Annotated in this window: 13 protein-coding genes and 1 tRNA gene; 5 read left to right on the forward strand and 9 right to left on the reverse strand. The window is 58.8% G+C overall.

Annotation, left to right across the window (positions count from 1 at the left end; all coding sequences use genetic code 11):
- Positions 1-15: 15 nt before the first annotated feature.
- The gene (locus ISN74_RS11030) at positions 16-228 is read right to left on the reverse strand and encodes a GIY-YIG nuclease family protein (protein ID WP_308420758.1); all 213 of its coding nucleotides are present in this window, start codon (positions 226-228) and stop codon (positions 16-18) included.
- A gap of 106 nt (positions 229-334) precedes the next feature.
- The gene (gene hisS, locus ISN74_RS11035) at positions 335-1,708 is read right to left on the reverse strand and encodes a histidine--tRNA ligase (protein ID WP_188799362.1); all 1,374 of its coding nucleotides are present in this window, start codon (positions 1,706-1,708) and stop codon (positions 335-337) included.
- 163 nt (positions 1,709-1,871) lie between these two features.
- Here hisS and ISN74_RS11040 point away from each other — a divergent pair.
- Positions 1,872-1,948, forward strand: a tRNA-Pro gene (locus tag ISN74_RS11040).
- An 82-nt stretch (positions 1,949-2,030) separates the two neighbouring features.
- Positions 2,031-2,666 carry a 2'-5' RNA ligase family protein gene (locus tag ISN74_RS11045; RefSeq protein WP_188799363.1) on the forward strand — a complete coding sequence of 212 codons (636 nt, stop codon included), beginning with the start codon at positions 2,031-2,033 and terminating at the stop codon, positions 2,664-2,666.
- Between the two features lie 46 nt (positions 2,667-2,712).
- Here ISN74_RS11045 and ISN74_RS11050 read toward each other — a convergent pair whose 3' ends face one another.
- Positions 2,713-3,501 carry a DUF5672 family protein gene (locus ISN74_RS11050; protein WP_188799364.1) on the reverse strand — a complete coding sequence of 263 codons (789 nt, stop codon included), beginning with the start codon at positions 3,499-3,501 and terminating at the stop codon, positions 2,713-2,715.
- A 254-nt stretch (positions 3,502-3,755) separates the two neighbouring features.
- Positions 3,756-4,820, reverse strand: coding sequence for a hypothetical protein (locus ISN74_RS11055; RefSeq protein WP_188799365.1), 1,065 nt, complete (start codon positions 4,818-4,820; stop codon positions 3,756-3,758).
- Here ISN74_RS11055 and ISN74_RS11060 point away from each other — a divergent pair.
- Both ISN74_RS11060 and ISN74_RS11065 read left to right on the forward strand, forming a co-directional pair.
- Positions 4,819-5,565: a transposase gene (locus ISN74_RS11060; protein WP_203546590.1), complete on the forward strand. Its 747-nt coding sequence runs from the start codon at positions 4,819-4,821 to the stop codon at positions 5,563-5,565. The genes ISN74_RS11055 and ISN74_RS11060 overlap by 2 nt on opposite strands.
- A gap of 31 nt (positions 5,566-5,596) precedes the next feature.
- Positions 5,597-6,357, forward strand: a protein-coding gene (locus ISN74_RS11065; protein WP_188801399.1) for an IS5 family transposase whose coding sequence is annotated in 2 segments (ribosomal slippage) — positions 5,597-5,912 and positions 5,912-6,357 — 762 coding nt in all. Because the reading frame shifts where the segments join, the coding sequence is not laid out codon by codon here.
- Positions 6,358-6,416: 59 nt separating this feature from the next.
- Here the strand turns inward: ISN74_RS11065 and ISN74_RS11070 are convergent.
- A complete protein-coding gene (locus ISN74_RS11070) occupies positions 6,417-6,944 on the reverse strand; it encodes a hypothetical protein (protein WP_188801397.1) in 528 nt (175 codons plus the stop codon).
- 589 nt (positions 6,945-7,533) lie between these two features.
- Between ISN74_RS11070 and ISN74_RS11075 the strand changes: the two genes are divergently transcribed.
- Positions 7,534-8,223, forward strand: coding sequence for a transposase (locus ISN74_RS11075; protein ID WP_203546591.1), 690 nt, complete (start codon positions 7,534-7,536; stop codon positions 8,221-8,223).
- Between the two features lie 145 nt (positions 8,224-8,368).
- Here ISN74_RS11075 and ISN74_RS11080 read toward each other — a convergent pair whose 3' ends face one another.
- The 4 genes from ISN74_RS11080 to ISN74_RS11095 form a co-directional block, all read right to left on the reverse strand.
- The gene (locus ISN74_RS11080) at positions 8,369-8,728 is read right to left on the reverse strand and encodes an HVO_A0114 family putative DNA-binding protein (protein ID WP_203546592.1); all 360 of its coding nucleotides are present in this window, start codon (positions 8,726-8,728) and stop codon (positions 8,369-8,371) included.
- 111 nt (positions 8,729-8,839) lie between these two features.
- Positions 8,840-9,253, reverse strand: a complete 414-nt coding sequence (locus tag ISN74_RS11085) for an Imm70 family immunity protein (protein ID WP_188801370.1) — start codon at positions 9,251-9,253, stop codon at positions 8,840-8,842.
- Positions 9,254-9,972: 719 nt separating this feature from the next.
- Positions 9,973-10,206 (reverse strand): hypothetical protein, encoded by a 234-nt coding sequence (locus ISN74_RS11090; RefSeq protein WP_188801368.1) that lies wholly within the window; start codon positions 10,204-10,206, stop codon positions 9,973-9,975.
- Positions 10,203-24,680 (reverse strand): DUF6531 domain-containing protein, encoded by a 14,478-nt coding sequence (locus ISN74_RS11095; protein WP_203546593.1) that lies wholly within the window; start codon positions 24,678-24,680, stop codon positions 10,203-10,205. Before ISN74_RS11095 ends, ISN74_RS11090 begins: the two co-directional genes overlap by 4 nt.
- Between the last annotated feature and the right edge of the window lie 121 nt (positions 24,681-24,801).

Raw genomic sequence — 24,801 nt, forward strand, 5'->3', positions numbered from 1 at the left:
GCCCTGTTCCACTTTTTAAGCTGCTTTTCGCGTTTTATCGCTGAAGGAAAATCTGAATGGCATTCGAACCCACACCAGGCGCTTGACGTCATAGCGCTGAGTGAAGCCCTTCACCAAGTCTTCGCGATGTTCCCAAACGCGCAGCTTAAGGTTTCCTGTTACACCGATATACAACGCGCCACGCTCCGCGCTGGCCATGATGTACACGGCGGGTTGTTTCGGAGCCATCCATGTCTCCCTACTTCATCCTTCCTACCTCAGAGCCGTCATTCCCGCGCAAGCGGGAATGACGGCGAGGACTTTTGCATCACTCGGTATAACCTCACCGACTCAACTAGCCACTAATCTCAGCCTGCGCCAACTCCACACGCAAGGTCTTGATCAGCTCGCTGCGCGACACCTCGAACTGGTCCTCGCGGCGCAGATCCTTCACCGTCACGACGCCCTTGGCCAGCTCATCCTCGCCTAGCACGATGACAAAGCGGATACCCGCCCGGTCGGCGTACTTGAACTGTTTGCCCAGCTTGCCGCCATCCAGCACCACCTCGGTGGCGATGCCCGCGGTGCGCAGCTCGCCAGCCAGCGCCAGATAAGCCGGGAGCTGTGCCGCATCCATCTGCGTGATCAGCACGTCCACCGTGCTGCGTGCGGTACCGATCAAGCCTGCGTCGCGCAGCTGCCAGTAAAGGCGCGTGAGGCCGATCGAAATACCGACGCCCGGCAGATGCGACTTGGTGTACTGGCCAGCCAGATTTTCGTAACGGCCGCCCGAGCAGATTGAGCCAATCTGCGGATGATCGTTCAGCGTGGTCTCGTAGACCGTGCCGGTGTAGTAGTCCAGGCCGCGCGCGATAGACAGGTTCAACGCGTAGTGCGTTTCCGGCACGCCGAACGCATGGATCAGGCCAAGCACTTCCTTCAGCTCCGCCCGACCCTGCTCCATCACTTCCGGACCGGCACCCAGTGCGTCCAGCTTGTTGTAAGCATCTTGCAGCGAAGTGGAGCGTACCTGCACGAAATCGAGGATCTTCTGCGCCGCTTCCGCGCTCAAGCTGAAGGCCTCGCCAGTGAGCGTCTCGCGCACGTAATCGGCGCCACGCTTATCCAGCTTGTCCACCTCGCGCAGCACCAGCGTCTGCTGCTCCGGATCGGTCACGCCCAGGCTTTCAAAATAGCCGCGCATCAACTTGCGGTTGTTCAGCTGAATCGTGAACGCACCGATGTTCAGCTCGCGGAACACGCTATAAATCACGGCCGGGAGTTCGGCGTCATAGCGGATCGATAGACCATCCTTGCCAATCACGTCGATATCGCACTGGTAGAACTCACGAAAGCGACCGCGCTGCGCACGCTCGCCGCGATAGACGCGCTGCATCTGGTAGCGACGGAAAGGGAAGCTGAGATCGTGCTCGTGCTCGGCCACGTAGCGGGCCAGCGGCACGGTGAGGTCGAAGCGTAAGGCCAGTTCCGGCTTCTCGCCTTGCTCCAACGCGCCGGTCGACTGGACGAAATACACCTGCCGTTCGGTCTCGCCGCCGGTCTTGGTCAGCAGCACGTCCGAATACTCCATCACCGGCGTCTCCACCGGCAGGAAACCGAAGCGCTCATAGTTGCGACGGATCACGTCGAGCATGCGCTGGAAAGCGATCTGGTCGAGTGGCAGTAGCTCGAGCACGCCGGGCATGGTACGGGCCTGGGTAAGCGCCATGGAATCCTCTTAAACGTTGGAAAAAAGCCGTGTCACGGCAGCCGCATAGGGTAACAGATGCACCGCCCGGCCCTCCCTCGGCGTCCAGCACGAAATCCCGTCCATCAACCACGCCCCACCTGTTGCCAAGCCCATCCAGCCCCGTTAAGATACGCGGCTCCCGCGGGGTGTAGCTCAGCCTGGTAGAGCGCTACGTTCGGGACGTAGAAGTCGCATGTTCGAATCATGTCACCCCGACCAAACTATTTATGAAAAAGCCGGCCCAGCGTCGGCTTTTTTGTTATTGACGCGGCTCGTGGCTGCCATCGGATAGCATGGATACATGCTGATCTCCGACTTGGAACATGGCCCATTGGAAACCGTGGTTGCCGAGTTGCGCGACTACCCAGAGTGGCACCGGCACCGAAAGCGGTATGGCGTTTGGCTTATCCCTGTCGATGAGCCAGCCTTGCTTGATTACATCGACGCCGCACGGCAACAGCTTGCAGACTTGCTGCACCCGGCACAGCAGCGCCAACCGCATTTGACCTTGTTCGTCTGTGGTTTCGAGCAGCCAATACGCACCGCGGATGATGATTTTTTACCCGCGCAACGACAGACTCAAATCAAATCGCTTCAGGACTTGCGAGACGCGGCATGCTCACTACCCCTGGGCGCACCCGACAGCTTTGCCACTGCCGCGTTTATTCCCGTGCATGACCCAGCCGGACAGTTGGCTCAATGGCGCCGGATCCTGGGACAGTCAGCCAAGGAAATTCGCCAAGCCGCCTACGTGCCTCACATCACCCTGGGACTATACAAGCGCAAGGTCACGGCAGCGGAAGTTCGTCAGCGGCTACGTGAACTCGATGCACCATCGACATCGCTGCAAATCAGCCAGCTTCAGTACGCCACCTATGACGTCCAACTTCAGTTCGGTCCGTTGGAGACTCAGCACGCTGTCATGCTGAAAACCTGACACCGAAGATGCGCGAGCGCCAAGCAACTGAAACTTCGGCGCGTCCTTACGCGTACTTTCTGATGATCGGGTCCCAAAAACCTTTGACCTTCGGGTCATAGAACCTGTGGCAGGCAAACGGCAACTTTCCGCGATTCAGTTGCAATGCAAGCTTGGGCCGCCTGTCAACGCAAAAGTCGACGGCTTCCCGATAATCGGGAATCTTCATATCGACAAGCGTCGGCGCGACCAACGAGAAATATAAATCTTCAATATGCAGATTCTGGGGCTGCCACTGAGCCAGTGAAGATGAAGCATCCGTCATGCATTCGTTGCGTCGCGAAACAGCGCGCAGCATGGTGACGGTCTTTCTGAGCGAGAACCCGCCATTGCCCACGCGGAAATAGTGCTCGTTACTTTTCTTCCGCTTCCTGAAAGTGTTATTGATCTTGAAAAGCAGTCGGCTTAAGAACGTTTGCTTCGAAGCCAGCCAGGGCGCACCGATATAGTCGTAGCCCTTGCTGCACCAGTCGTCCAGCTTGTCCTCGAAAACGAAGACATCCATCTGGCAGATCAGGATATAAGCGTAATCCTCGAACGCTTTGTAGAACGCCTCCGACAGCATCAACTGGTTGTAGCCGGAAAGTCCCTTGAAGTAGTCCGCAGGAAAACGCTTTACGGTGTAACTCACCGACTGCAGCAACGGAACCAATGGATCAAGATCCAGACCCTCAGGACATGCGATGGCAAAGTCATGCCGCGCGAGCACTTGCAGCGAGCGCCTCAGCGACAGCAACTCATTCTCGTGGAGGTTGGTCTTATAGACCGGAATAACGATGACCGCGTTCTTCATCATTTACGACCTTCAGGCTCGCCGGTGCCGAACAGATAACGCCATCTTGAGGCCAGCAGCCACCGGCAAAACCCAGCACGTTGCAGGCCCAATCAGCGCGGCCGCACATCGTACAAGGTATCTGAAGGGTGTACACGCCTGCGCTGCATAAACAGACCGCCACGAATGTAAAAAAAGGCCACGCAACCCGCCGGCTGCGCAGCACCTATCCTATACACCTGAGCCGTTGACCGTGCTCCATTATCTGGAGCGAGGCTCTAGTCGTTATCCTTGCCCTTGATGGTATGCATGGGACGACATTGGCCGCCATCACAGTCGATCAACACACTGTAGCTGCCACAAGCCGCTACAAACGTGGAACCGCCATTGGCTTGAACCGCACCGCAACCGATTTGCGTTGCGGCGTCCTGAGCCATCGCCATGGAGGCGGTGCTGGCATCAGCCGTGGATGACGCTATCGGTGCAGCAGGCACGGCAGGCACGGCGGCGGCGGTCGGTTCAGGCGCTGTCGCAGGCACCTCGGATGTTGCGGACATCGGAGATGATGCTGGTGCCGCGCTATTTGCTTCAGTCATCGGCTGCGCTGGTTGAGGGGGCGTCGCGACAGCTCCTGTAGATGGCACTGGAACAGCGTTTGCCGCCGTCGCTACGATCTGGGCGCCTTCACCGCCTTGCATCCGATGTAACACTTCGGCGCGGTAGGCATCCAGTCCCTTGCCCACGATGCCTATCCAATCGTCATCGGTCGCCACCGCATGCTTGTCTTCAACGTGGGTGCTCACCACCACCGGCGCCCCGGCACCATTGAAGACGAGATCGGTCGCAATGTTGTCGCTGAGTGTGATGGCGAAGAAACCAGGGGTGAACCAAGCCCAGAACTGCTTGATATGAACATCCACCACGAGCGGAGATGGGCCCGCATCGCCTGCGTCCTTTACCTGATAGCCAGCCTGTTGGAATGCCGCAGTAAGGTTCTCGCGAATAACGCTCTCTACGGTTTGCCCCTGCTGCAATAGAACATCGCCCAGCGCCTTGCCATAGGTATTGCGTTTGCGTGCAATGGCTTGCGCCTTAACGTCATCGGTCGCCTTGCCTACTCCACCGAAACCCAGCGATGGCGTGCTTGGATCGTCCGACCCATCCTCAAAAACGCGCTCGTCGGTGATCTTGCCAATTACTATCACAGGCTGTGCGCCTGTTGCTGTCGTCGCTGGCGCGACAATCGCCGGGCTCTGCAGCTTGATCTCGCTACGTGATGTGGCGCAGCCAGTCATCAGCAACGCCGCGGTCAGCACGACCGCAGTCAACAAATTCCGAAACATGTTTCCCCCTTTCCTGTGCAGTTCGGATAACTCCCATGCTCATGATAGCTACAAAAAACTGCGGGGAAATCCGCGTCATGTTTTTGCGAATGCGCATATTCTTGCGACTCCTCGCGCAGGCCATTCAAAGATAGCTGGCAAGGTTACGCAGAAAAGTGTTCTGACCCCGTTGTTCCTACGTGAAGCCTGCGAGCAACAGCAATGCCTGATTCACGCTTATGTGCTTATGACTAATCATGTGCACCTGCTCGTTACGCCGAGCGCAACAGGATCGCTTTCCCTTTGCATGCAGTCACTTGGTCGACGATACGTCACCTACTTCAACAGCACCTACCATCGCACCGGTACATTATGGGAGGGCCGCTACAAAGCGAGCCTTGTCGATAGTCAAATATATCTATTGACGTGTTACCGCTATATCGAACTGAATCCCGTAAGGGCAGCCATGGTTGTCGCACCCGAAGACTATCTGTGGACGAGCTTTCGCGCCAACGCACCCGGGGCGCACGACCCACTGATACATCCGCATGAGGAATACCTAAGGCTTGGGACCGATCCCGAACAACGCCAAGCTGCGTACCAAGCATTATTCAGAGAGGCCATCAGCGATGACCAATTGAATGACATCCGCGAACATCTTCAACAACAACGAGCACTAGGGACAAACCGCTTTCAAGCAGCTATAGAAGCGGAACTAGGCCGCGTCGCTCGAGTTCGTCCACCCGGCCGACCTAGGGCGTGTTAACACTATAGGCGTCTGATCTTATACTTAGGCGATGGAAATCACGGAAGAACAATTTCAACGGATCGAACACTGCTTGCCGCAACAACGCGGCAACGTCAGCATGACGAACCTGCAGGTGTTGAACGCGATCCTTTATGTTGCCGAGCATGGCTGCAAGTGGCGTGGCTTGCCAAAGCGTTTTGGCAATTGGCACACGATCTATACGCGGATGAATCGCTGGTCTAAGCACGGCGTGCTTGATCGCGTGTTCCAAGAGCTGCAACGTGAGCAGATCGTTCGCATCAAAATCGAAGCGGTCTCACTGGATAGCACCGTGGTCAAGGTTCATCCTGACGGTACCGGAGCGTTAAAAAAAACGGCCCCCAAGCCATCGGGAAATCGCGCGGCGGCTGGACTACCAAGATTCATATGGTTGCCGCGGATGCTCGAACAGCCCTGACATTTGCGCTATCTCCTGGGGAGGCGGGTGACGCACCGATGGGACGTGCTCTGCTGCAAAGTCTGGGATCGATTGACGAGCCGCTGCATGTATTGATGGACAAAGCTTACGAAGGTGATGAGACGCGCCAACTGGCACTCGACCTTGGCTTTATTCCCGTGGTTCCGCCTAAAAGCAATCGGCTCGAACCATGGGCGTATGATCGAGAAATGTACAAGCGCCGCAACGAAGTGGAGCGGCTATTCCGGCGCTTGAAAGGCTTTCGCCGCGTCTTTTCCCGATTCGATAAGCTGGACATCGTGTTTCTCGGCTTCGTCCATTTCGCGCTCATCATCGATGGACTCAGGTGGTAGTGTTAACACGCCCTAGAAAAGTGTTCTGACCCCTTAGTCATGTTAGTCATGTTAGTCCTTTAAAGGTGATCGGCACTGACAATCGAGTCGCCAGCTTTGAACTCAACAGGAATTTTGTATTTAGCCACGTACCGGTTCATTACATTTAAGAGTCTTCCCGGCATATCAACATCCTTACCAAATCCCATATTGCGCAATTTTCGCCCAGACTTTGTTTCAATCGGAATGATTGCCATCACGGTGCGCTCTTGTATTGCCCCAGAAGCCTGCACATTGATGACCCTTATTAAGCCGATTTCACTCCATAAAAGACTACGCCACACCCAACCGAGCAGCCTCCTAGAGATCCCAGCTTCGTCTACTATGACATCTGAATAGCCAAGAATCACAAATAGTCCAAGCGTAGAAAAAAATGGAACAAAAAGTAAAAAACCTAAAATACCATATAGATACCCATGCTTTTGACCGGTATAGAGAGAGAGTGCAATAAGGGAAAAAATAAGTATTAAAAATATGGTGGAAAAAATTGGTAGGCTACCGTATTTAAATACGGTAGCCTTGGATACTTTTCTTTGCTCGTCGCTCATTATTTAGGTCTCTTTGCGCCGCATACCGGCACCCGGTTTCACCACTGATTATGTCCCATAATCAAGATTATTTGTGCTGATTTACTGCCGAATTGGAGTCCGCGGCTATTCCTAGTGAACTTAGCACCCCGGTATAAGAATTGAAAAGTACGGTGCTTCCTCCTGTTTCACCTGCGGCTGCAACTAAAGCTTCACCGCTCAAAAGAGGAGCGGTCGCTCCGATGAAGGTTGAGTATCCAACATCCTTGAAAGGGTCTGTCTCCCCGTTTATTTCGTTGTTCAGGTAAGTTGAGGCGCCTGCAGTCAGTCCATCGCCTGTTACCAACAAACCTGTCTGTGCCGTGCCTGTAGCCAATGCACTCCATGAACCGGCCGCAGCATATCCGGCTAGCAAAGAACTACTCGCGCCAAGTCCCACGCCAGCAAGAGATCCAAAGGCTATGCCATTAGGCACAGATCCCCATCCGCCACTTAAAAATCTAAGGGGTCAGAACACTTTTCGCACAAGCCCTGACGGTGTTGACCGACTCCATTTCTGCCTCATAACCGCCAAGCTGCCATCTTGATCCTCTCCGGCAGCAATTTCCCTATGCCTCGCCAACCTCGTCTCGATATACCTGGCTTGCCGCAACATGTGATTCAACGCGGAAACAATCGACAACCGTGTTTTCTACGTGACCAAGATTACCGATGTTATCTGCAGTTACTACGTGAAGCCTGCGAGCAACAGCAATGCCTGATTCACGCTTATGTGCTTATGACTAATCATGTGCACCTGCTCGTTACGCCGAGCGCAACAGGATCGCTTTCCCTTTGCATGCAGTCACTTGGTCGACGATACGTCACCTACTTCAACAGCACCTACCATCGCACCGGTACATTATGGGAGGGCCGCTACAAAGCGAGCCTTGTCGATAGTCAAACATATCTATTGACGTGTTACCGCTATATCGAACTGAATCCCGTAAGGGCAGCCATGGTTGTCGCACCCGAAGACTATCTGTGGACGAGCTTTCGCGCCAACGCACTCGGGGCGCACGATCCACTGATACATCCGCATGAGGAATACCTAAGGCTTGGGACCGATCCCGAACAACGCCAAGCTGCGTACCAAGCATTATTCAGAGAGGCCATCAGCGATGACCAATTGAATGACATCCGCGAACATCTTCAACAACAACGAGCACTAGGGACAAACCGCTTTCAAGCAGCTATAGAAGCGGAACTAGGCCGCGTCGCTCGAGTTCGTCCACCCGGCCGACCTAGAAAAGTGTTCTGACCCCTTAGTCATGGACCCCTTAGTCATGACCCCTTAGTCAAGACCCCTTAGTCAATAGTCAAAAAGCCGAGCTAGGACGCGTAGCGATCGTTCGCAAACAATGCCGGCCTAGAAAAGCACTCTGACCCCTTATTTGCGCATTCGATCAGTACACCACGATGCGATATCTCGCATCCTTGGCAACCGGGCGCAGTGACCTGCCCGACGGCCATAAATCCACCAGGCCATAGCGCGACAGGGTGTGCAGTGCCCGCGATACACGGCGGGATTTCTTCCCTGTCTCGGCGGCCAATGCCGTGATCGAGGCCGGCCTGGTCTCGGCAATCGTGCGCAGCAGGGCGCGGTTTTCGTCACTGAGCACGTCCGCCGCCGCCTTCATCGACGTGAACCAGATTTTGGGGTCGCGCGCCTGCGGCCGGTAGTCACCGCGAGCAATGGCAAGCACGCGTTCGCGCAGCTTTGCTTGCGGCATGACGCCTATCGCGATGACTTTCGTGGCCTTCATGGCATTGCGCCCCATTTCATCATGACTGGCCAAACACAAAGCGGAACCTGGAGCCGTTATCGCGGCAAACCGCCAATGAGAAACAGCGCAAGACAGATGCTTTCAAAGATGCTACTGAAAGAGGATCGGAACACCTTTCCGAATACTTTTTTCAGCTAGACCACGAAGCCGATCCACCAAAGGCTCTCCATCTACATCAAAAAAGCAGTCGAGTAAGCTCTTTGGTTTCAAACCAAGCGAAGAAGCCACCTTCCCCTTCCATGGAGAGTTAAATTCCACCGGCGGCAACTCACTCAAGGCCTTCCCTATCAGGTCGAACTCGCCAATAAGGCGCGAGGCTTCTTCGGGAGACCATTCACCATCACTGTCATGATGACTTACCAGTGTTGGGCATCGACTTCCACGCTCTCCTTCCTCCACCGCAGCAATAACCGCGTCCCTGAAGAAATTGAAATCTGCGTAAGAACCCACCTCAACGCCGTCAATCTCTTCGTCGCCGTCAAATGCGCACAAGTAAAGGCCCATCAGTAGTTCTCCCTTGCCACAGACTTGCCGCACTTCTTTATCAGCTCGTTTAGGGAATCGTCGAAGACGCACGCTTCTGGAACGCGCAAAATTAGCTGCATACCTTTTTCGACAGCCCTAAACGCAAGCAACCGTATCTGATAGGTGGATCTAAGTCGCGTCACATTCTTGATCAAGTACATCCTGTTGAATGCCTCTGCATCAGGCATTGCACTCCGAGCAACTTGGTGTTTTGTAACTTTAACTTCCATAACAGTCACCTCAATACGGCAAGGGTTGAACAGACACTCCCCAGTTATTGAGGTAGTTCTGGAAAGTTGGATTGACCGGTCGGCTTGTATAGATCGTCAACGGCGTATCGTTAACAAGCGCCCCATATGTCTGCAACCTCAGTTGATAAGAAGAGTCGAGCGTACTAGATCCAGTCTTGATCTCTGCAAGACCATCTGCATTCAAACCATCGTAAATCGTACTCACCAGATCACCACTGGCCGTGTACTGAGCTGGACCTACGATTACCTGGAACGCCGCGCTGTTTACTTGATCTGGCGTTGGGGTAAAAGGAACCTTCCCTGTTGAATTCAACGTTGCAAGCTGCTGAGCCTCGGCTGCTTGACCACTGACCAACTGCGACGGAGATCCAGATCCACCTGCCGTCGCATCAACTGCACTGTTTGGAACAACAAAAATTCAGGGCATTTACGCAGTACGTCAACGCACTACTTCGGCCTCTTCCATGCCTTGGGCCAATCGTTGAAATGCAATACTTCCTTTGCATCAATGAATAAGGTGAAGAGCGGCTCGTCTGGAAAATTATTCATGCGCAACTTCCAGTCCGAAGAGGACGCCTTTGCTTCATAAGCAAAGGCGCCTTGATGGCATTTCGACCACTCAACGTCAACATGGTCATAACGAGAGACATCTTCCCAGTTGTCTTGCTTAGAAAAGTTCATGGATTGCTCCCAGGTGGAGTCACACCTAGGCTTTGGTTGACTCCAGGATTGGATCGTTGCGACGCATTGATAATTTGTTGCCATACCTCATCGCCCGAGTATTGTCCCGAGTATTTCTGGACCGTCTGGTCCCAAGTCATATTGGGATTTGTTTCCATTAGTTGCTGGGCAAGATCCTGATCTGCCATGGCATCACGCGCACCCGTGCGGAAGTAATTTCTTAACGCCCACGCTTGATTAGCTTGGTTTTCAAGCGACTGGGAAGTATCGAGCATGCTCGGAATTTGTGACTCTTGATTTAAATACCAATTTCTAGCATCAACGTTTGACAGCGAGCCCTGAGCAGGCAGTTCCACACCCTCTGCCCCAGGTGGAACATTGGCAGTAACGGTTACCGGTGAGAGTTCGACGGCGTTTGCAGGGTTAGCACCTCCTGCAGCTCCCGCGTTTGGAACAACAGGATTAGGTACAACTTGCCCATTAGCGTCCAACGTTACCACGTCTGGCGCTTCTGATTCACCAGCAAATAGCGATGGAAGGCTGGTGCCATACAGGAACAGGCCCAAACCATTAAGCTGATTCTGTTGCGCCTGCTGAGCGAGTAGCGAAGGGGTCGAATCCTCCACCGTCGGCATTGGGCCATAATCCCCCGTCAATGGATCAATCACCGAAGGGGTGCTCTCCGGCGGAAGTGTCAGGCTCGGCAGCGGATTGAGCGCACTGCCCGAAGAGTATGGATCCTGTGACGAAACACCAAGGTTGAAAGCAACATCGACATTGGAACCGCCTGAATCATCGACGGCACCACTACCTGACGGTGTAACCGTCAGCCCCTCCAGATTGGTCACATCAAGGCCATTAAGAGAGTCATACTGACCTGTTTGTGAGTTGTAGAGCCCTGGCTGACCATTGGCATCCGTGTAGGTCTGAGTTGATGTGCTCAGGACGCTGCCCGTCGATGAGTAAGTGGACGAACTCTGACCAGCACTCCACGCTGTGGTCTCTGCACTCCCCGTTACACCCGCGAGCGATGCTGAAGTATCGGCAGGGACGTCCACCGTCGGCATATTGTCCAGCACATCGGATGATCCATCACTTACACTCAACGCCGTCGGCTGTATCGTCAGATCCCCACTGACATCCACACTCGTGGCGATGGAAGGCAGCGTACCCCCCGTATCGCTCTCCTGGCCGAGCTGCGCATCGGACTGCGCCACCTGGGCCTGCGCCTGCTGGACATCGGCGTTGGCCTGCGCCGCCTGGTCGTTCGCCGTCTGGTAGTCCGCCTGCGCCGTCTGATAGTCCGTCTGCGCGGTCGCGTCATCCGTCTGTGCCGTCTGGTAGAGCGACTGGTCTAGTGTGGCGGTCCCACTCAATAGGTTGTACGACGTCTCGTCGTTGGTGTATTGCGTTTCCAGATCGGTGTACTGCGTGCTGTCGCTCTGGTAGGTATCGCCCAGCCCCTGCCACTGGGCCAGCGTGGCAGGATCGATCTGCGACGACAGCCCGCCGAGGTTGTTCCACCAGTCGCCGTCGTCCAAGTCGCTGCCGCCGTCGCCTACCCCCGTGCCGGCGGTCGCGAGGCTGTAGTTCGACAAGTCACCATCCCAGCCACCCGTCAGATAACTCATATCCGGATCATTACTGCCGCCGGAGGTCCCACTGCCTGAGCTACTGCCGCTGCTGCCGCTATTGCCACTGCCGTTGGCAGCGCTATTGTCGTTGGTGACGCCACCGCCCGAAGGGAGGGTGTAATACTGCGATGAATAAGTAGTAGTACCGGGTGGCGGGAGACTGCTGTACGCCATATCCGGACTCTCATAACTGATATCCAGACTAATACCGCCGACGGGGCCTCCCAGCCCACCATAACGGTCAAAAATAAGACGCTGTTCGTTGCTCTCCATTTCGACGTAATAAGCGTTCAACGCCGCCTGCGCGGTACCGTGCGTGGCGATCTCGTTGATGCCTTGCTCCTTGCCTAGGGCGGCCAGGAAAGCATCCGGCTCGGCATTCTCAAGGGCAGCTTGCGCTTGTTGCTCGCCCGCCTTGGCGGTAGCAGCATCGGCCTGCGCGTCGGCTGCCTGCTGCTGGGCGTTCACTGCCGCTTGCTCGGCCGCCGCAGCCTGTACCTGGGCGGTTTCCACGGCTTGCGCTGCTGTGGTCACCGCCTGTTGGGCGGCATTCTTCGCCTTCGCCTGCTGCGAGAGATTCGTTGCCGCTTGCTCCGCCTGCTCCTGTGCCTGTGCGGCTTGCTGCTCTTGCGCCTCGATTTGTGCCACCGTCTGCGCAATGGCCGACTGTTGGTTGAACATCGCATCGATCGACAGGGCAACCATGTCGGCCAACGTCTCCAGTCCTGCCGCACTGCCGCTGACGGCGTTACTTGCCGAATACGGCTGGTAGGTGTTGTAGGCGTTGGCGGCAGTGGTGACCTGCGGGATGTGCAGCACCATGCCGGCGGTCAGCGTGGCGGTGGGTGACAGACCATTGGCCTGCGCCAGGATGTAGTAGTAGTTGCTGTCGCCGTAGATCTCCTGCGCCAGGGATTGCAGCGTGTCGCCCGCCTGCACGGTATAGCTTTGCGTGCCGGTGGTGCTGTTGCTGTAGCCGCCGGTGGTGCTAAGCACGTTGATGGCGCCGGCCGTGGTGGTGCTACCTAGTTGTTGCTCGTTGACCGATTCGTAATACGTAGTCGTAGTGGTGCCGTTGCTGGTCGCGCTCTTCTGCAGGATCTGACCACCCGCGGTATAGGCCAGATCCTGAGTTTGGGTGGCACCATTGACGAGGCCGGTGGTGGCGGCCAGTTCGCCCAAATCGTTGTAGGTATTGCTGGTGGTAACGGTGTTGCTGCCCGACGTTGGCACTTGTATGGTCGTACTTAGCAACAGGCCGTTCTGTTCGACGTAGGTGTTCTGGTAGCCCACCGTGCCGCCAGTAGGATCGGCGTTGAGGATGGTGCCGCTGGAACCGGTGATGGTGTGGTAGCCCAGTACACTGCCGTCGGCATCGTAGCCATAGCCGGTTGATGCGGTGTAGCTGTTCTCGCTGTATAGATACAGCGCCGAGCCATCCATCGCGGCACCGACGGTGGGCAGACTGGTTGGCGCGGACTGGTCTTCACTCTCGTAGATACTGGTGTCGACGTTGCTGCCGTAGGCGTTGATCAGATTCTGCGCGGAGTCTTCGGCATATTCGCTTTGATCGGCCAGTTCACCGTCGGCGTTATACGTGTAGACGGTGTCCGTGCGCACCCAGCCGGCATCGCTGTAGGTCACCAGGGTGCCGCTGCTATTGTCGGCCGCTTCCGTACTGCCGGGCGCATTGAAAATGACATCCTGAGTTAGACGGCCGTCCAAGTCATAGCTGCGGCTTTCGTATTCACCGAAGGTGGTGCCACTGGGTGCCGTGCTGTACACCGTCGTGAGCTGACCCTGGGCGGTGTAGTAGTTCTTTTGGATCGTTTGTGCATTGGAGCTGTTGAGCGAGGTGTATTGAATGACGTCACCGGCCGCGTCGTAGGTGTTCTCGCCAGAGTTGGTGTTGGTGTCGTTGATGACGATCTGCGCGTTGGACTGCCCTGCATTCTGCAATGAGCCGTCGGCAACCAATACGCGGCTGTCAGCGTCGTAGGTGAACCAGTCGGCCTGCACGTTGGGGGTGGACGACGGAGCAGGCGTCGCCGCCGGCGTGGCGGTTACGGCCGCCGACGGCGCGGGGGAAGGTGTTGCCGCTTGCGCCACCGAGCTGGCTGACACCGCGTCGCTATCCGACATATACGAATACGCAATGGTCACACTTATCGACACCGACAGGCCATCGACGGGATCAGTCGCCGTTAACAAGGGATAGAAGTACTCGGTGACTTCATGCGACCCGCCTCCTCCTGGTGGCGCCTGCATCGGCGATGCCACGCCTGCCTGCAGCGGGGACGCCACAACGTCCGGTGCCGATGAAGGACAACTGATCTCACCGGTCGTACTGTTAAACGTCATGAAGTCCGGAAAATTGCCAGGTGGAGTGTTCGGATTGGTGGTCATGGTATACGTGAGTGCTCGCCCCGTAGGATTGCTGAAGGCGTTACTCGGCATAAACCAATTCTGAGCCGCTGTAAGCGAGATCGTGCCAATGCTGCCGCTGTTGTAGGTCGGCGGCGACGCCGCGTTCACCGTGATCGTAAATGTCGCGGATGCCACGGTCCCGGTGCTGGCCGTTGCCTTGTAAGTAATGGTGTAGGTGCCCGCCGTGCTCGGCGTGCCGCTGAAGACGCGTGTCGAGGCATTGAAGCTGACGCCCGATGGCATGCCGCTCGCGCTGTACGTGATGCTGGCGCCATTGGCATCCGTGGCCGCTGGCGCGGTGTACGACGTCATCGCCACGGTCGTCATGGCGGTTTGATTGGCCATACCGCTAGAGAACACCGGCGTGACGGCAGGCACCGTGATGTCGAACGTCTGCGACACCGCCGTGCCTGCGCTGGAGGTCGCCGTATACGTCACCGTGTACATGCCATTGGTGGTCAACGAACCACTGAACGTGCGCGTGGACGCATTAAAGCTGATCCCGCCGGGCAATCCGCTGGCACTGTAGGTGATGCTATAACCGTTGGCGTCGGTGGCCGCGGGCGCCTGGTAACTCAAGCTGGCGCCCGGCTGCAGGGTTTGTGTGCTGGCACTGCCGCTAAACACCGGTGCCACATTCGGCACGGTGATGGTGAAGGTGGTCGAGGTGGCTGAACCCGTACTGGGTGTGGCGGTATAGGTCACCGTGTAGGGGCCGCCGGTGGTGGGCGTACCGCTGAAGGTGCGCGTGGCGGCATTAAAGCTGATGCCCGGAGGCATGCCGCTGGCGCTGTACGTCACGCCATAGCCGTTCAGATCCGTGGCGGCGGGCGCAACATAGCTCCACGCCGCACCCGGTTGCGCAGTCTGCGCAGCGGGTGTGCTGTTGAACACCGGCGCCAACGTCGGCACCGTCACCGTAAAACTGTCACTCACGCTGTTGCCCAGCACATCCATCGCCGTCACGGTGATGGTGTAACTGGTGGGTGCAGTGGGCACGGGCGGTGTGCCGCTGACCGTGCCAGTGCTGCTGTTGATGCTCAGCCAATTCGGCAAACCCGTGGCCGTATAGGTCAGCCCCATGCCGAGGGGATCGGTAAAGTTGCCGGCCACGCTGTAACTCAACGCTGCAAAGCCGGTACCACTCTGTGTAACCGTTTGGTTGGCGAGCGCGGTGTTGAGCGTCGGTACGGTGATGTTAGTGGCGGGGTTGTTGTCCAACGGTATCGCCGTGGCCGCCACGCCATCGGTGTCGTAGGCGCTGCTGGCAAACACGGCACGACGATTGCCGTCGGCGTCATACACGTACGCGGTGCGCATCGTGGCCACCGGCGTACTGCCGGAAATGTTCTCGACGGTGACCTCCTCGATCCGGTTATGCGTGTCGTAAGTGATCACGGTTTGCGTATCCACCGAATTACCGCCACCGTCCTTGGTGCTCGCCGTCTCCAGCGTTTCATTACCGTTCGCGTCGTAATCGTACCCGTAGGTGGAGGTGACCGCGCTGCTTCCCGTTCCCACCACTTCGGTCAACCCGGCCATTTGGCCGCCGGCCTCGTAGCTGTAGGTGAGCGTGGAGGTGATCGCACTGGGCGTGGACGTGCCATTCCAGTTGCTGGTTTCCTGGGTCAACAACCCCGAGTTGGCATCGTAGGTGTAGGTGTAGGTCGCGTTACTTTCATCGACGTGACTCTGCACTTGACCAAAATAGTTGTACACCCAGCTTTGCGTATTGCCATCGGCATCGGTTTCGTGGATCAGGTTGCCGTTGATGTCGTAAACGTAGGTGGTGGTTTCGTTGAGCGGCGTGGTGCTGGTCAACACCCGGTGCTGGCTGTCGTAGGTATACGTGATGGTATTGCCGAGCGCATCGGTGGTCTGGAGGCGATCGCCGTTGGCATTGAGTACGTAGGTTTCTTGCGCCACCTGTGTTCGCGCCGTACCGCCGCTGTTGGGCTGGAAGTAGCCCTGCCCCGTGACCTGGTTGAGATTGTTGTAGGTGGTGGTGGTGATGTTGTTGACGGTGGTGCTGGCGCTGTTCTGCACCGGCGGTGTTTCAGTGGCCACCGCGCGGCCCAGCGCGTCGTAGCCGGTATACGTGATGGCGTCGGTGCCGTCCTCGACCACGGTCTGATTGCCCGCCGCGTCGTAACTGTAAGTGGTGACGTTGCCGTTGGCGTCCGTGCTCTGCGTCAACTCACCATTGACATTGTAGGCCCATGTCTCGGTCGGCTGGGTCCAGGTGTACACACCCGTGGCGGAAACCACCAGCACATCGGCTTCGGTTTCCTCGATCAGGTGATTCTGGCTGTCGTACTGGTAGGTGGTGACGTTGCCGTTGGCATCGGTTTCGGAGATCACGTTGCCCCAGCGGTCATAGCTCTTGCTCACAGCGCCGCTGTTCTCGCCGGTGGCCGCGTTCGTCGTTGGCGTCAGTTGCGTGATGGCCTGGTTACCGAGGTTGTAGGTGTTCTCGGTATACGCCGTGGCGCTACTGCCGGTGACCGTGCTGGTATCGAGCACCAGGTTGCCGACCAGGTCGTAGGCGTAGGTATGGATGGCGCCGGTGGTGGTATTGGGCGAGCTGGTCTGCTGACCGGCGTTGTTGTAGGTGTAGAGAGCTTCGTAGCCGCCATTCGCACCGCTTGCATTGCCGTCGCCTTTGGCAATCGCTTCACCAAACGCGTTGTATTTCTGCTGCGTGTAACTATCGTTGGTGGTCGCATTGCTGCGCTGGACCGCCGTGCTGAGCAGCTGGTTATCCGCGTCGTAGGTATTTGTCGTGGTGACCGTGACGCCGGCCGTGAGCAGGTAGCTCGTGGTGAGCACGTTGCCGTTAGCATCGTAGGTGGTGTTGTGCACGTTGCCATCGGCGTCGATGCTTTCGGTCTGCTCGCCCAGCGCGTTGTAGACACCGTAACTCTGCTGGGTGAGGCCGCCACCTGACACGGTGGTGCTGACCGTATCGCCTAGCGCGTCGTAGACATACGTCGTGACCGGACTGACCGAGGTATACAGCGAGGATGTGGTCAGATCGTCGGACGGCGTATTTTCCAGAATCGATTGCCAGTTGCTCACCAGCGCCTCACGCGCGGGCGCGGTGACGCTGATGACGCGGCCCAGCGCGTCGTACTGCGTGGTGGTGGTGGCACCGTTGACGGTTTTGGTGAGAACCTGGTTTTCACCGTTGTAGGTGTAACTGATCCCAATGTTGTTGGTGGTGTAACCGGTGTTGGCGTTATAACCACCGGCGTCGACTTCGGTGCTGACCCGCCCGATCGCATCGTAGGTATAAGTGGTGACACGGTTGGCACCGCTGACCTGGGTCGCCGCCCCCGGCAACGCCGGCGGCGTGGTGGTCGTGATACCACTGGTGCTGATCGCCTGCGCGTACTGCGTGCTGCTGCTGACCTGACCAAACGTCGTGTAGCTGGTGGTGGTGACGTAACCTTGCGGGTTGCTGGTGCTGCCGGTCGGCGTCACGACCATCACCGCACGATTGAGCGCGTCGTAGTAGGTATAGCTGGTTTCCCAGATCGCCGGGCTGGTGGTGCTGCCGGAGGTCAGCGCGCCCTGCACCAGTTGCGCGGTGCTGATGACGTTGCCATAGGCGTCGTAGGTGTAGGTCGTCGTCGGCGAACCCGTGGTAACACTGCCGGCCAGTGGGCCCATCGACAGCACGTAGCTGATCGTGGGTTGAACCACCTGGGTCTTCTGGTTGAGCTCGTTGTACGTCGTCGTCGTGGTGCGATCGCTGCTGGAGGTGACCAGGCCCTGCTGCAGTTGTGCTGCGGTAAGCGGCTCGCCTGCACTCCAACCGGTGATCGCGCTGGTGCTGAGCGCGGTGGCGTACTGGGTGGTGGTGAGCACGTTGCCGTAGGCGTCATACGTCGTGGCGGTGACGTACCCATTGCCGTCGACGCTGTCGATCAGCTGCCCGTCGGCGTTGTATACGCTGTAGCTGTGATTGCCGTTGGCATCCGTGCTGACCACTGCCTGGCCCAGCGCGTTGTAGATCGTGCTGGTGCTGTGACCCAGGGCATTGGTGGTCTGCAGGGTGTGGCCCAGCGCGTCGTAGACGTACGTCGTGGTCGACGCGTTGGTGATGCTGCTGGTGCTCGTCCCATAGCCCTGGCTGGTGCTAAGCACATCGCCGAAGGCATCGTAGGTATTCGTGGTGTAGAGGTACTGGCTCGTGCTTGATTGCAGTGTGCCGGTACTGGTGTTGTAGCTGCCTACCGTCACCGGCGGACTCTGCGTCTGGATCAGGCGCCCCGCGCTGTCGTAGCTGTAATGCGAGGTATCACCATCGCGGTTGGTATCACTGATCTTCTGATCGAGCGTGTTGTAGGTGTACGTGGCATTTACACCCTGCGCATCGCTGGTGGTCAGCACCTGGCCCTGGCTGTTGTAGGTGGTGCTGGTGAGGCGCTCGCCGGTGCCGCCACCCGCCGCGGTCACTGCCGCGGCGATCGTGCTGGCGTTGATGGTGGCCGGCAGCGTAATCGGGGTGGCGTATTGCTGCGTTTCGATCAGGCGACCCACACCGTCGTAGCTGTTTTGCGCGACATTGCCCAGCGCATTGATGGTGTAGAGCGCGCGGTTATCACCGTCGTACACCGTGGTGGTGGTTTCCTCATGGGTGATGCTCGCGACAGCGCTGGTGACGCTGGCGGTGGTCAGCTGGGCACTCAGTGATTCGCTGGTGCTCAACGCCAGCGTGCTGCCATAAGCCGTCTGGCTGGTGACATTACCGTTCGCGTCGTAGCTGTAGCCGGTGACCTGCCCGACGGTGCCGCCGTCGTTCTGCTGCACCGTGAAGACTTGACGGCCGGCGGCGTCGTACAGCGTCAGCGTCGCTTCGGCGCTGCTATCAGGGTTCGTGCCACTGGTGCCGCCGACCTGGCCGCTGACCCAACTGAGCGCCGTACCCGCTTGCAACGCGCTCGTTTCACTCGCGGTACTGATCGCGTTGGCGTAGGCCAGCGTTTCGATCACCTGCCCTGCCGCGTTGTAACGGGTTTCCTTCACGTAGCCCATCGGGTCGATGCTGTAGCGCGGCTCGCCCGCCGCGTCATACACGGTGTAGCTCACTTGATCAGCGCTGCCGGCCGTGACCAATGCGCTGATCTGCGCGGGCGTGGGATTCGCACCAAGACTCGTCAGCTGGCTGGTCGTAAGGGCCGTCGCGTAGACGTGCGTGCTGGTGACACGGCCGTCCGCGTCGTAGGTAGTTTGCGTGACGGTGCCGAGCGCATTGATCGTATCCACCGCGCGGCCGGCAGTGTCGTAACTGGTCGTCGTACGGCGATCGTTGGCGCTGGGGGTGATCAGTGCGGCCACTTGCGCCGTGGTCGGCGTGCTGCCCAGGCTGGCCAACTGCGCAGGGGTCAGTTCGGTGGCGTAAGCCGTGGTCTGGGTGATGCGACCGGCGGCGTCGTAGGTGGTTTGCGTGACCGCACCGTCGCCGTTGATCGTGTACACCGCTTCGCCGTCAGCGTTGTAGACGGTGGTGGTGACCAGGTCGTTGGCGCTGGTCGTCACCAGGCTGGCGATCGCGGATGATGTCGCGGTTTGGCTCACGTTGGTACTGGACAGCGCCGTGGCGACCTGGCGCGTTTGCGTGACTTGTCCGGCGTTGTTGTAGGTGTATTGGGTGACGTTGAGCGTGGTGCCGCTCAGCGTGTAGATCACCTGGCCGTCGGCGTTGTACACGCTTTGGGTGTAACTGTCGGAAGGGCTTGTCGTGAGATCAGCGGTGACGGCCGCGATCGTGGGCGTGCTGCCTAGCGCACTCAGTTGGCTGGCGGTGAGCGTGGTCGCATACGTGCGCGTGGCAGTCAGACGGCCATCGGCATCGTAGGTGGATTGCGTGACCGCGCCGGTCGGATCGATCGTGAAGATCTTCTCGTCGGCCTGGTCATACACATAGCGGGTGACGTTGCCGTTGGCATCGGTGCTGGCGATCAGGTTGTTGTTGGCGTCGTAGCTGTAACTGGACGTGAGATTGAGCGAGCCGGGATTGACGATGGTCTGGCTGAGGCGTTCCAGATTGTCATAGACGTATTGCGTGGTGACGGCCGCGCTGGTGCCCGCACCGGTGGTGACGGTGAGCGTTTTGCCGTCACCGTCGTAGGTGTAGCTGGTCACATCACCCACAGCATTGGTCTGCGTGAGCTGGTTGCCGTCGGCGTCGTAGGTGGTGGTGGTCACCGCGCCGGTGGGATCGGTGATGCTGAGGGTGCGGCCCTGCGCGTCGTAGCGATAGCTCGTAGTGAGGTTCAGGCCGTTCGGATCGACCGTCTGGGTGAGCACCTTACCGCTGGCGTTATAGGTATACGTGACCACATGACCGGTGGCATCGGTCGTCTGGATCAGATCGCCGTCGGCGTCGTATTGGTCCGTGCTGACCTCACCCAGCGGCGTGGTGGTGGTGAGCAGGCGGCCATCGGCATCGTAGGTGTACGTCGTGGTGTTGCCGCCGGCATCGGTCACGCTCACCGTGTCGCCGTAGGCGTCCTTCACCGTGGTGGTGGTGAGGCCGTCGGGGGTGGTCAACGTGGTGGTGTGGGTGGCGACGTTGTAGCTGTACGTGGTGGTGTTACCCAGCGCATCGGTTTGGGTCAGCACATGGCCGAAGGCGTCGTAGGTGGTCTGGGTGGTGCGTGCGCTGCCCTGCACGGTCTGGCTGGTGCTGACTTGGCGGCCGAGGTTGTCGTAGCTATACGTGAGGGTGTTGCCATTGCCATCGGTGGTGCTGGTGACGCGGCCGAAGGCATCGTAGGTGATGGACGTGGTGCGGGCCACGCTGCTGCCCACGCCGTCGGTCTCACTCAACTGCTCGCCGCGATTGTCGTAGGTGTAGTCGGTCAGCGTGCTGTTCGTGCTGCTGAGTGCACTGCCCGGCTGGCTCAGCTGCTGCTGCACCGAGAGCACGTCGCCGAAGGCGCCATAGGTGCTCGCGGTTTGATAACCGTCACCATTGGTCACCGTGGCCACCTGGCCATCCAGCGTGTAGGTGGTGCTGGTGGTGGCGTTGGCATCACCGCTGATCGCGCTGAGTGCCGCGATCGCACTGGCCACCTGCACGACCGTGGCGCCGGTCGGATCGATGGTGGTGCCGCTGTTCGTGCCGCTGGTGATCAGCGTGAGCGGCGCGGCATAGGTGGTCGTGCTCACCACTTCGCCAAAAGCGTTGTAGGCGTAGGCGGTGACATTGCCCTGGGCATTGAGCGTGCTACCGCTGGGCTGGCCCTGGATCGTGTACAGCAGCGTGCCGTCCGCGTCGTAGTAGGACCAGATGCTGTTGCCGTCCGGATCGGTCGCTTCGACCTGCTGGCCAAGCACGTTGTACTGATACGTAGTGGTCTTGCCTGCGGCGTCGGTCGCCGTGAGTTCGTCACCGAAGGCGTCGTAGGTGGCGCTGGTGGTGCGCGCGGCACCTTGTCCACTGGTCGGCGTGACGGTGGTGCTGAGCACTTGGCCGGCGGCGTTGTACGTGTACGTCGTCACGGTGCCGTCCACCGCGGTCTTGCTCACCACCTGGCCATCGGCGTTGGTGGTGGCGCTGCTGGTTTCGTTGGCGGTGTTGCCGCCGAGCAGACCGACCAGGGTGGCGACGGTTTCCGTGCCGGTGAGCGCGGCGAGCTGCGTGCTGGTCAGTGCGGTGGCGTAGCGCGTCGTCGTGACGGTGTTGGTCGTCTCGTCGTACGCCGTGGTAGTGAGATAGCCGTCCGCATCGATGCTGGCCACCACGCGACCATCACCGTCGTAGTACGTGCGTGCAGTCTGATCCTGTGCGCTGGCCGTGAGGTCTGCCTGCAGCACCGCAAGCGTCGGCGTGTCGCCCAAGTTGCTCAACTGGCTGGGGGTGAGCGCTGTCGCATACGCTGTGCTCAGCGCGGCATCGCCGGCCGCGTTGTATGTGGTGACGGTGACATAACCCGACGCATCGATGGTCGCCACCGCATGGCCGTCGGCATCATAGATGGTGAGTGCAGTGCGGTTGGCAGCGTTGCTGCTGAGATCATTTTGCAGTTCGGTTAGCGTGGGAGCGCTGCCCAGCGCACTGCGCAAGGTGCTGGAGAGCGGCGTGGCGTACTGCGTGGTGGACAGCACCTCGCCAGCACCGTTGTAGCTGGTGGTGGTGACATTACCAGCCGGGTCGATGGTGGCCACCACCTCGCCTGCCGCGTTGTAGATCGACGTGGTGATGCGGTCGTTGGCGGTGCTGGCCGGGATCGGCAGGCTCGCCGGATAGCTGCTGGTCAGCGCGCCGTTGCTGAGCCAACCACTCAATGTCGACGACGCGATGGGTGTGGCGTACTGGGTGGTGCTGAGCACATGGCCATCGGCATCGTAGGTGTAAGCGGTGACGTGGCCGGCACCATCGACCGTGCCCGTTACCTCACCATCAGCGTTATAGAACGTATACGTGACGTTGCCATCTGGATCGATCGCAGCAATCTGCTCGCCATCGGCGTTATACAGGTAGCTACTGACCTCGCTGGTTTGCTCCGTCCCCGACTGCGTGCTGCTAACGAGCAACCCGGCGCTGTTGCGCACCTGGGTCGTGGTGAGTCCGTTGGCCTGGGTGATGGCAATCGTGTTGGCACTGTCGGTGTAGACATAGCTGGTGACGTTGCCAAGCGGATCCGTCTTGCTGATCACCCGGCCCAGTCCGTCGTAGGCGTAGCTGGTCGTTTGCAACGTCGTGAAGTCTGCGCCCGTTTCCGTGCTGGTTTGCAGCAACTGGCCTTGGGCACTGTAGGTGGTCGTGGTGATCACCGTGCCGGCATCGACCACGCCCACACCGCTGCTGTTAACCGTGTCGTACTGCGTTTGGGTGGCCAGCTGACCGCGTGCATCGTAGGTGTAGTCGGTGCGCGTGCTCTGGCTGAGCGTGCTCTGCACCGCGCCGCTCTGCACCCACGCCTGCAGCTCGGCCAGGGTCGGTGGGCTGCTGGGGCTATTGCTGTTGCTGCTCGTGCTGTAGGTAGCACCGAGGTACTGACGACTGGTGGTCAACTCGCTCAGCCCGTTGACCGTGATGTAGTCGTTCTCGCTGACGTTGCCCAGCGGATCGACGGTGTACGCCAGTTGATCGTTGGCGGTGTAGACGTAATAGGTCGTCTGCGCGCCGCTGGGCGCGACATACCCGCTCTGCCCCACTTCGCCTTGCGCCGGCACCGTGTACGTGGTCTTGCTGGTGACCTGGTCGTTGGCGTTATACGTGTAGCTGACCGTGTTGCCCGCGCCGTCTTCGACACTCAACAGGTTGCCGTTGGCGTCGTAGCTGTAACTCGTCACCGCCCCATCCGGATCGGTGCTGGTCAGCAGGTTGCCGCTGGTGTCGTAGGTATAGGTGGTGGTGGGCGATACGCCGTTGACGGCCGGGGCGATCACCGAGGTCAGTTCGCCCGCGGCGTTCGTCTGGTATTGGGTGACGTTGCCCAGGCCGTCGGTGACGGTGGTGCTGTCGGTGCCGTAGCTCAGGGTGACGCTTTGCGCCGCCGCACCGCTGCCGGTGGTGACACCGGTCACCTGGTACACGCCTTGCGCATCCTCGGTGTAGGTGTAGCTGACCGTGGTGCCGTCGCTCTGTGTCACTGACGCCACCAGGTCCGTGGTGCCCTGGTAGGTGTAGGTGGTGGTGTAACTGGCCGTGGTGCTGTCGGTATCGGAGCCCAGGCTGGTGGTGACCGTACTGAGGCGGCCCTGGCTGTCGTAGCCGTAGGTGACGGCTTGGCGCGTCACGGCACTCGTCTGGCCCGGCGGCACTTCCTGGATCGACAGGCTGATCAGCTGGTTGCTGGTGTTGTAGCCGAAGATCAGGGTGTCGCCGTCACCGGCCACGATCTGGCTGAGCTGGCCGTTGCTGTAGCTGAAGCTGTAGCTCGCGCCGGTGGCCGTATCGGTCAACGCGGTGAGCTGGCCGTTGGCGTTGTAGGTTTCCTGTTGGCTGTCGGCCGCGTCGGTCCAGGTCCAGCTGGCGCTGGTGGCGTTATAGCTCAGGGTGTCGACCGCCCCGCTCTGGTCGGTGCTGACGTACTCGCCCAGCGTGGCGTTGTAGGTGTAGACGACGCTGGAGCCATCATCATCGGTGCGCGTGATGGTGCTGCCGGCGGTGTTGACGGTGCCGGTCAGGCCGTTGAGGTTGCGGCTGAAGCCGTAGCTCCAGCCGTTGCCGCTCAGCTGGCCCAGGCTGTTGTAGGTGCGCAGTACGTTGAGCGGCAGGCCGTCGAACAAGAGGCCTTCGTCGGCGCTTTGCAGCACCAGGTTGCCGGTGGCCGTGTTGACGTAGCTGCTGTTGGCCGCCTGCCCCAGTTGTGGTGACCCGCCTTGCGTTTGGCCCAGTTGTGTCAGTGAGGTGTTGCCAAGACCCAGACCGTTACCACTGATCACTGCGACCATCGTCCCGCTCCCGAATACAGGGCATGCCACCACGGCAGCCCCTCCTAGGAGTACTAATCTGGGATTTTCAGAAAAAGTTTAGGGGTAGAAGCCATTTTTTGATTTATATCGATATGAATCA

The sequence above is a fragment of the Dyella caseinilytica genome (assembly GCF_016865235.1).
Taxonomy (GTDB): domain Bacteria; phylum Pseudomonadota; class Gammaproteobacteria; order Xanthomonadales; family Rhodanobacteraceae; genus Dyella_B; species Dyella_B caseinilytica.

What these genes read in the sequence shown, in the direction of transcription:
- ISN74_RS11045 (WP_188799363.1), top strand. Translation starts at nt 2,031, where the DNA reads ATGCTGATCTCCGACTTGGAACATGGCCCATTGGAAACCGTGGTTGCC.
- ISN74_RS11060 (WP_203546590.1), top strand. Translation starts at nt 4,819, where the DNA reads ATGTTTCCCCCTTTCCTGTGCAGTTCGGATAACTCCCATGCTCATGAT.
- ISN74_RS11085 (WP_188801370.1), bottom strand. Translation starts at nt 9,253, where the DNA reads ATGGGCCTTTACTTGTGCGCATTTGACGGCGACGAAGAGATTGACGGC.
- ISN74_RS11070 (WP_188801397.1), bottom strand. Translation starts at nt 6,944, where the DNA reads ATGAGCGACGAGCAAAGAAAAGTATCCAAGGCTACCGTATTTAAATAC.
- ISN74_RS11080 (WP_203546592.1), bottom strand. Translation starts at nt 8,728, where the DNA reads ATGAAGGCCACGAAAGTCATCGCGATAGGCGTCATGCCGCAAGCAAAG.
- ISN74_RS11050 (WP_188799364.1), bottom strand. Translation starts at nt 3,501, where the DNA reads ATGATGAAGAACGCGGTCATCGTTATTCCGGTCTATAAGACCAACCTC.
- ISN74_RS11090 (WP_188801368.1), bottom strand. Translation starts at nt 10,206, where the DNA reads ATGAACTTTTCTAAGCAAGACAACTGGGAAGATGTCTCTCGTTATGAC.
- ISN74_RS11075 (WP_203546591.1), top strand. Translation starts at nt 7,534, where the DNA reads ATGCCTCGCCAACCTCGTCTCGATATACCTGGCTTGCCGCAACATGTG.
- hisS (WP_188799362.1), bottom strand. Translation starts at nt 1,708, where the DNA reads ATGGCGCTTACCCAGGCCCGTACCATGCCCGGCGTGCTCGAGCTACTG.
- ISN74_RS11055 (WP_188799365.1), bottom strand. Translation starts at nt 4,820, where the DNA reads ATGTTTCGGAATTTGTTGACTGCGGTCGTGCTGACCGCGGCGTTGCTG.
- ISN74_RS11095 (WP_203546593.1), bottom strand. Translation starts at nt 24,680, where the DNA reads ATGGTCGCAGTGATCAGTGGTAACGGTCTGGGTCTTGGCAACACCTCA.
- ISN74_RS11030 (WP_308420758.1), bottom strand. Translation starts at nt 228, where the DNA reads ATGGCTCCGAAACAACCCGCCGTGTACATCATGGCCAGCGCGGAGCGT.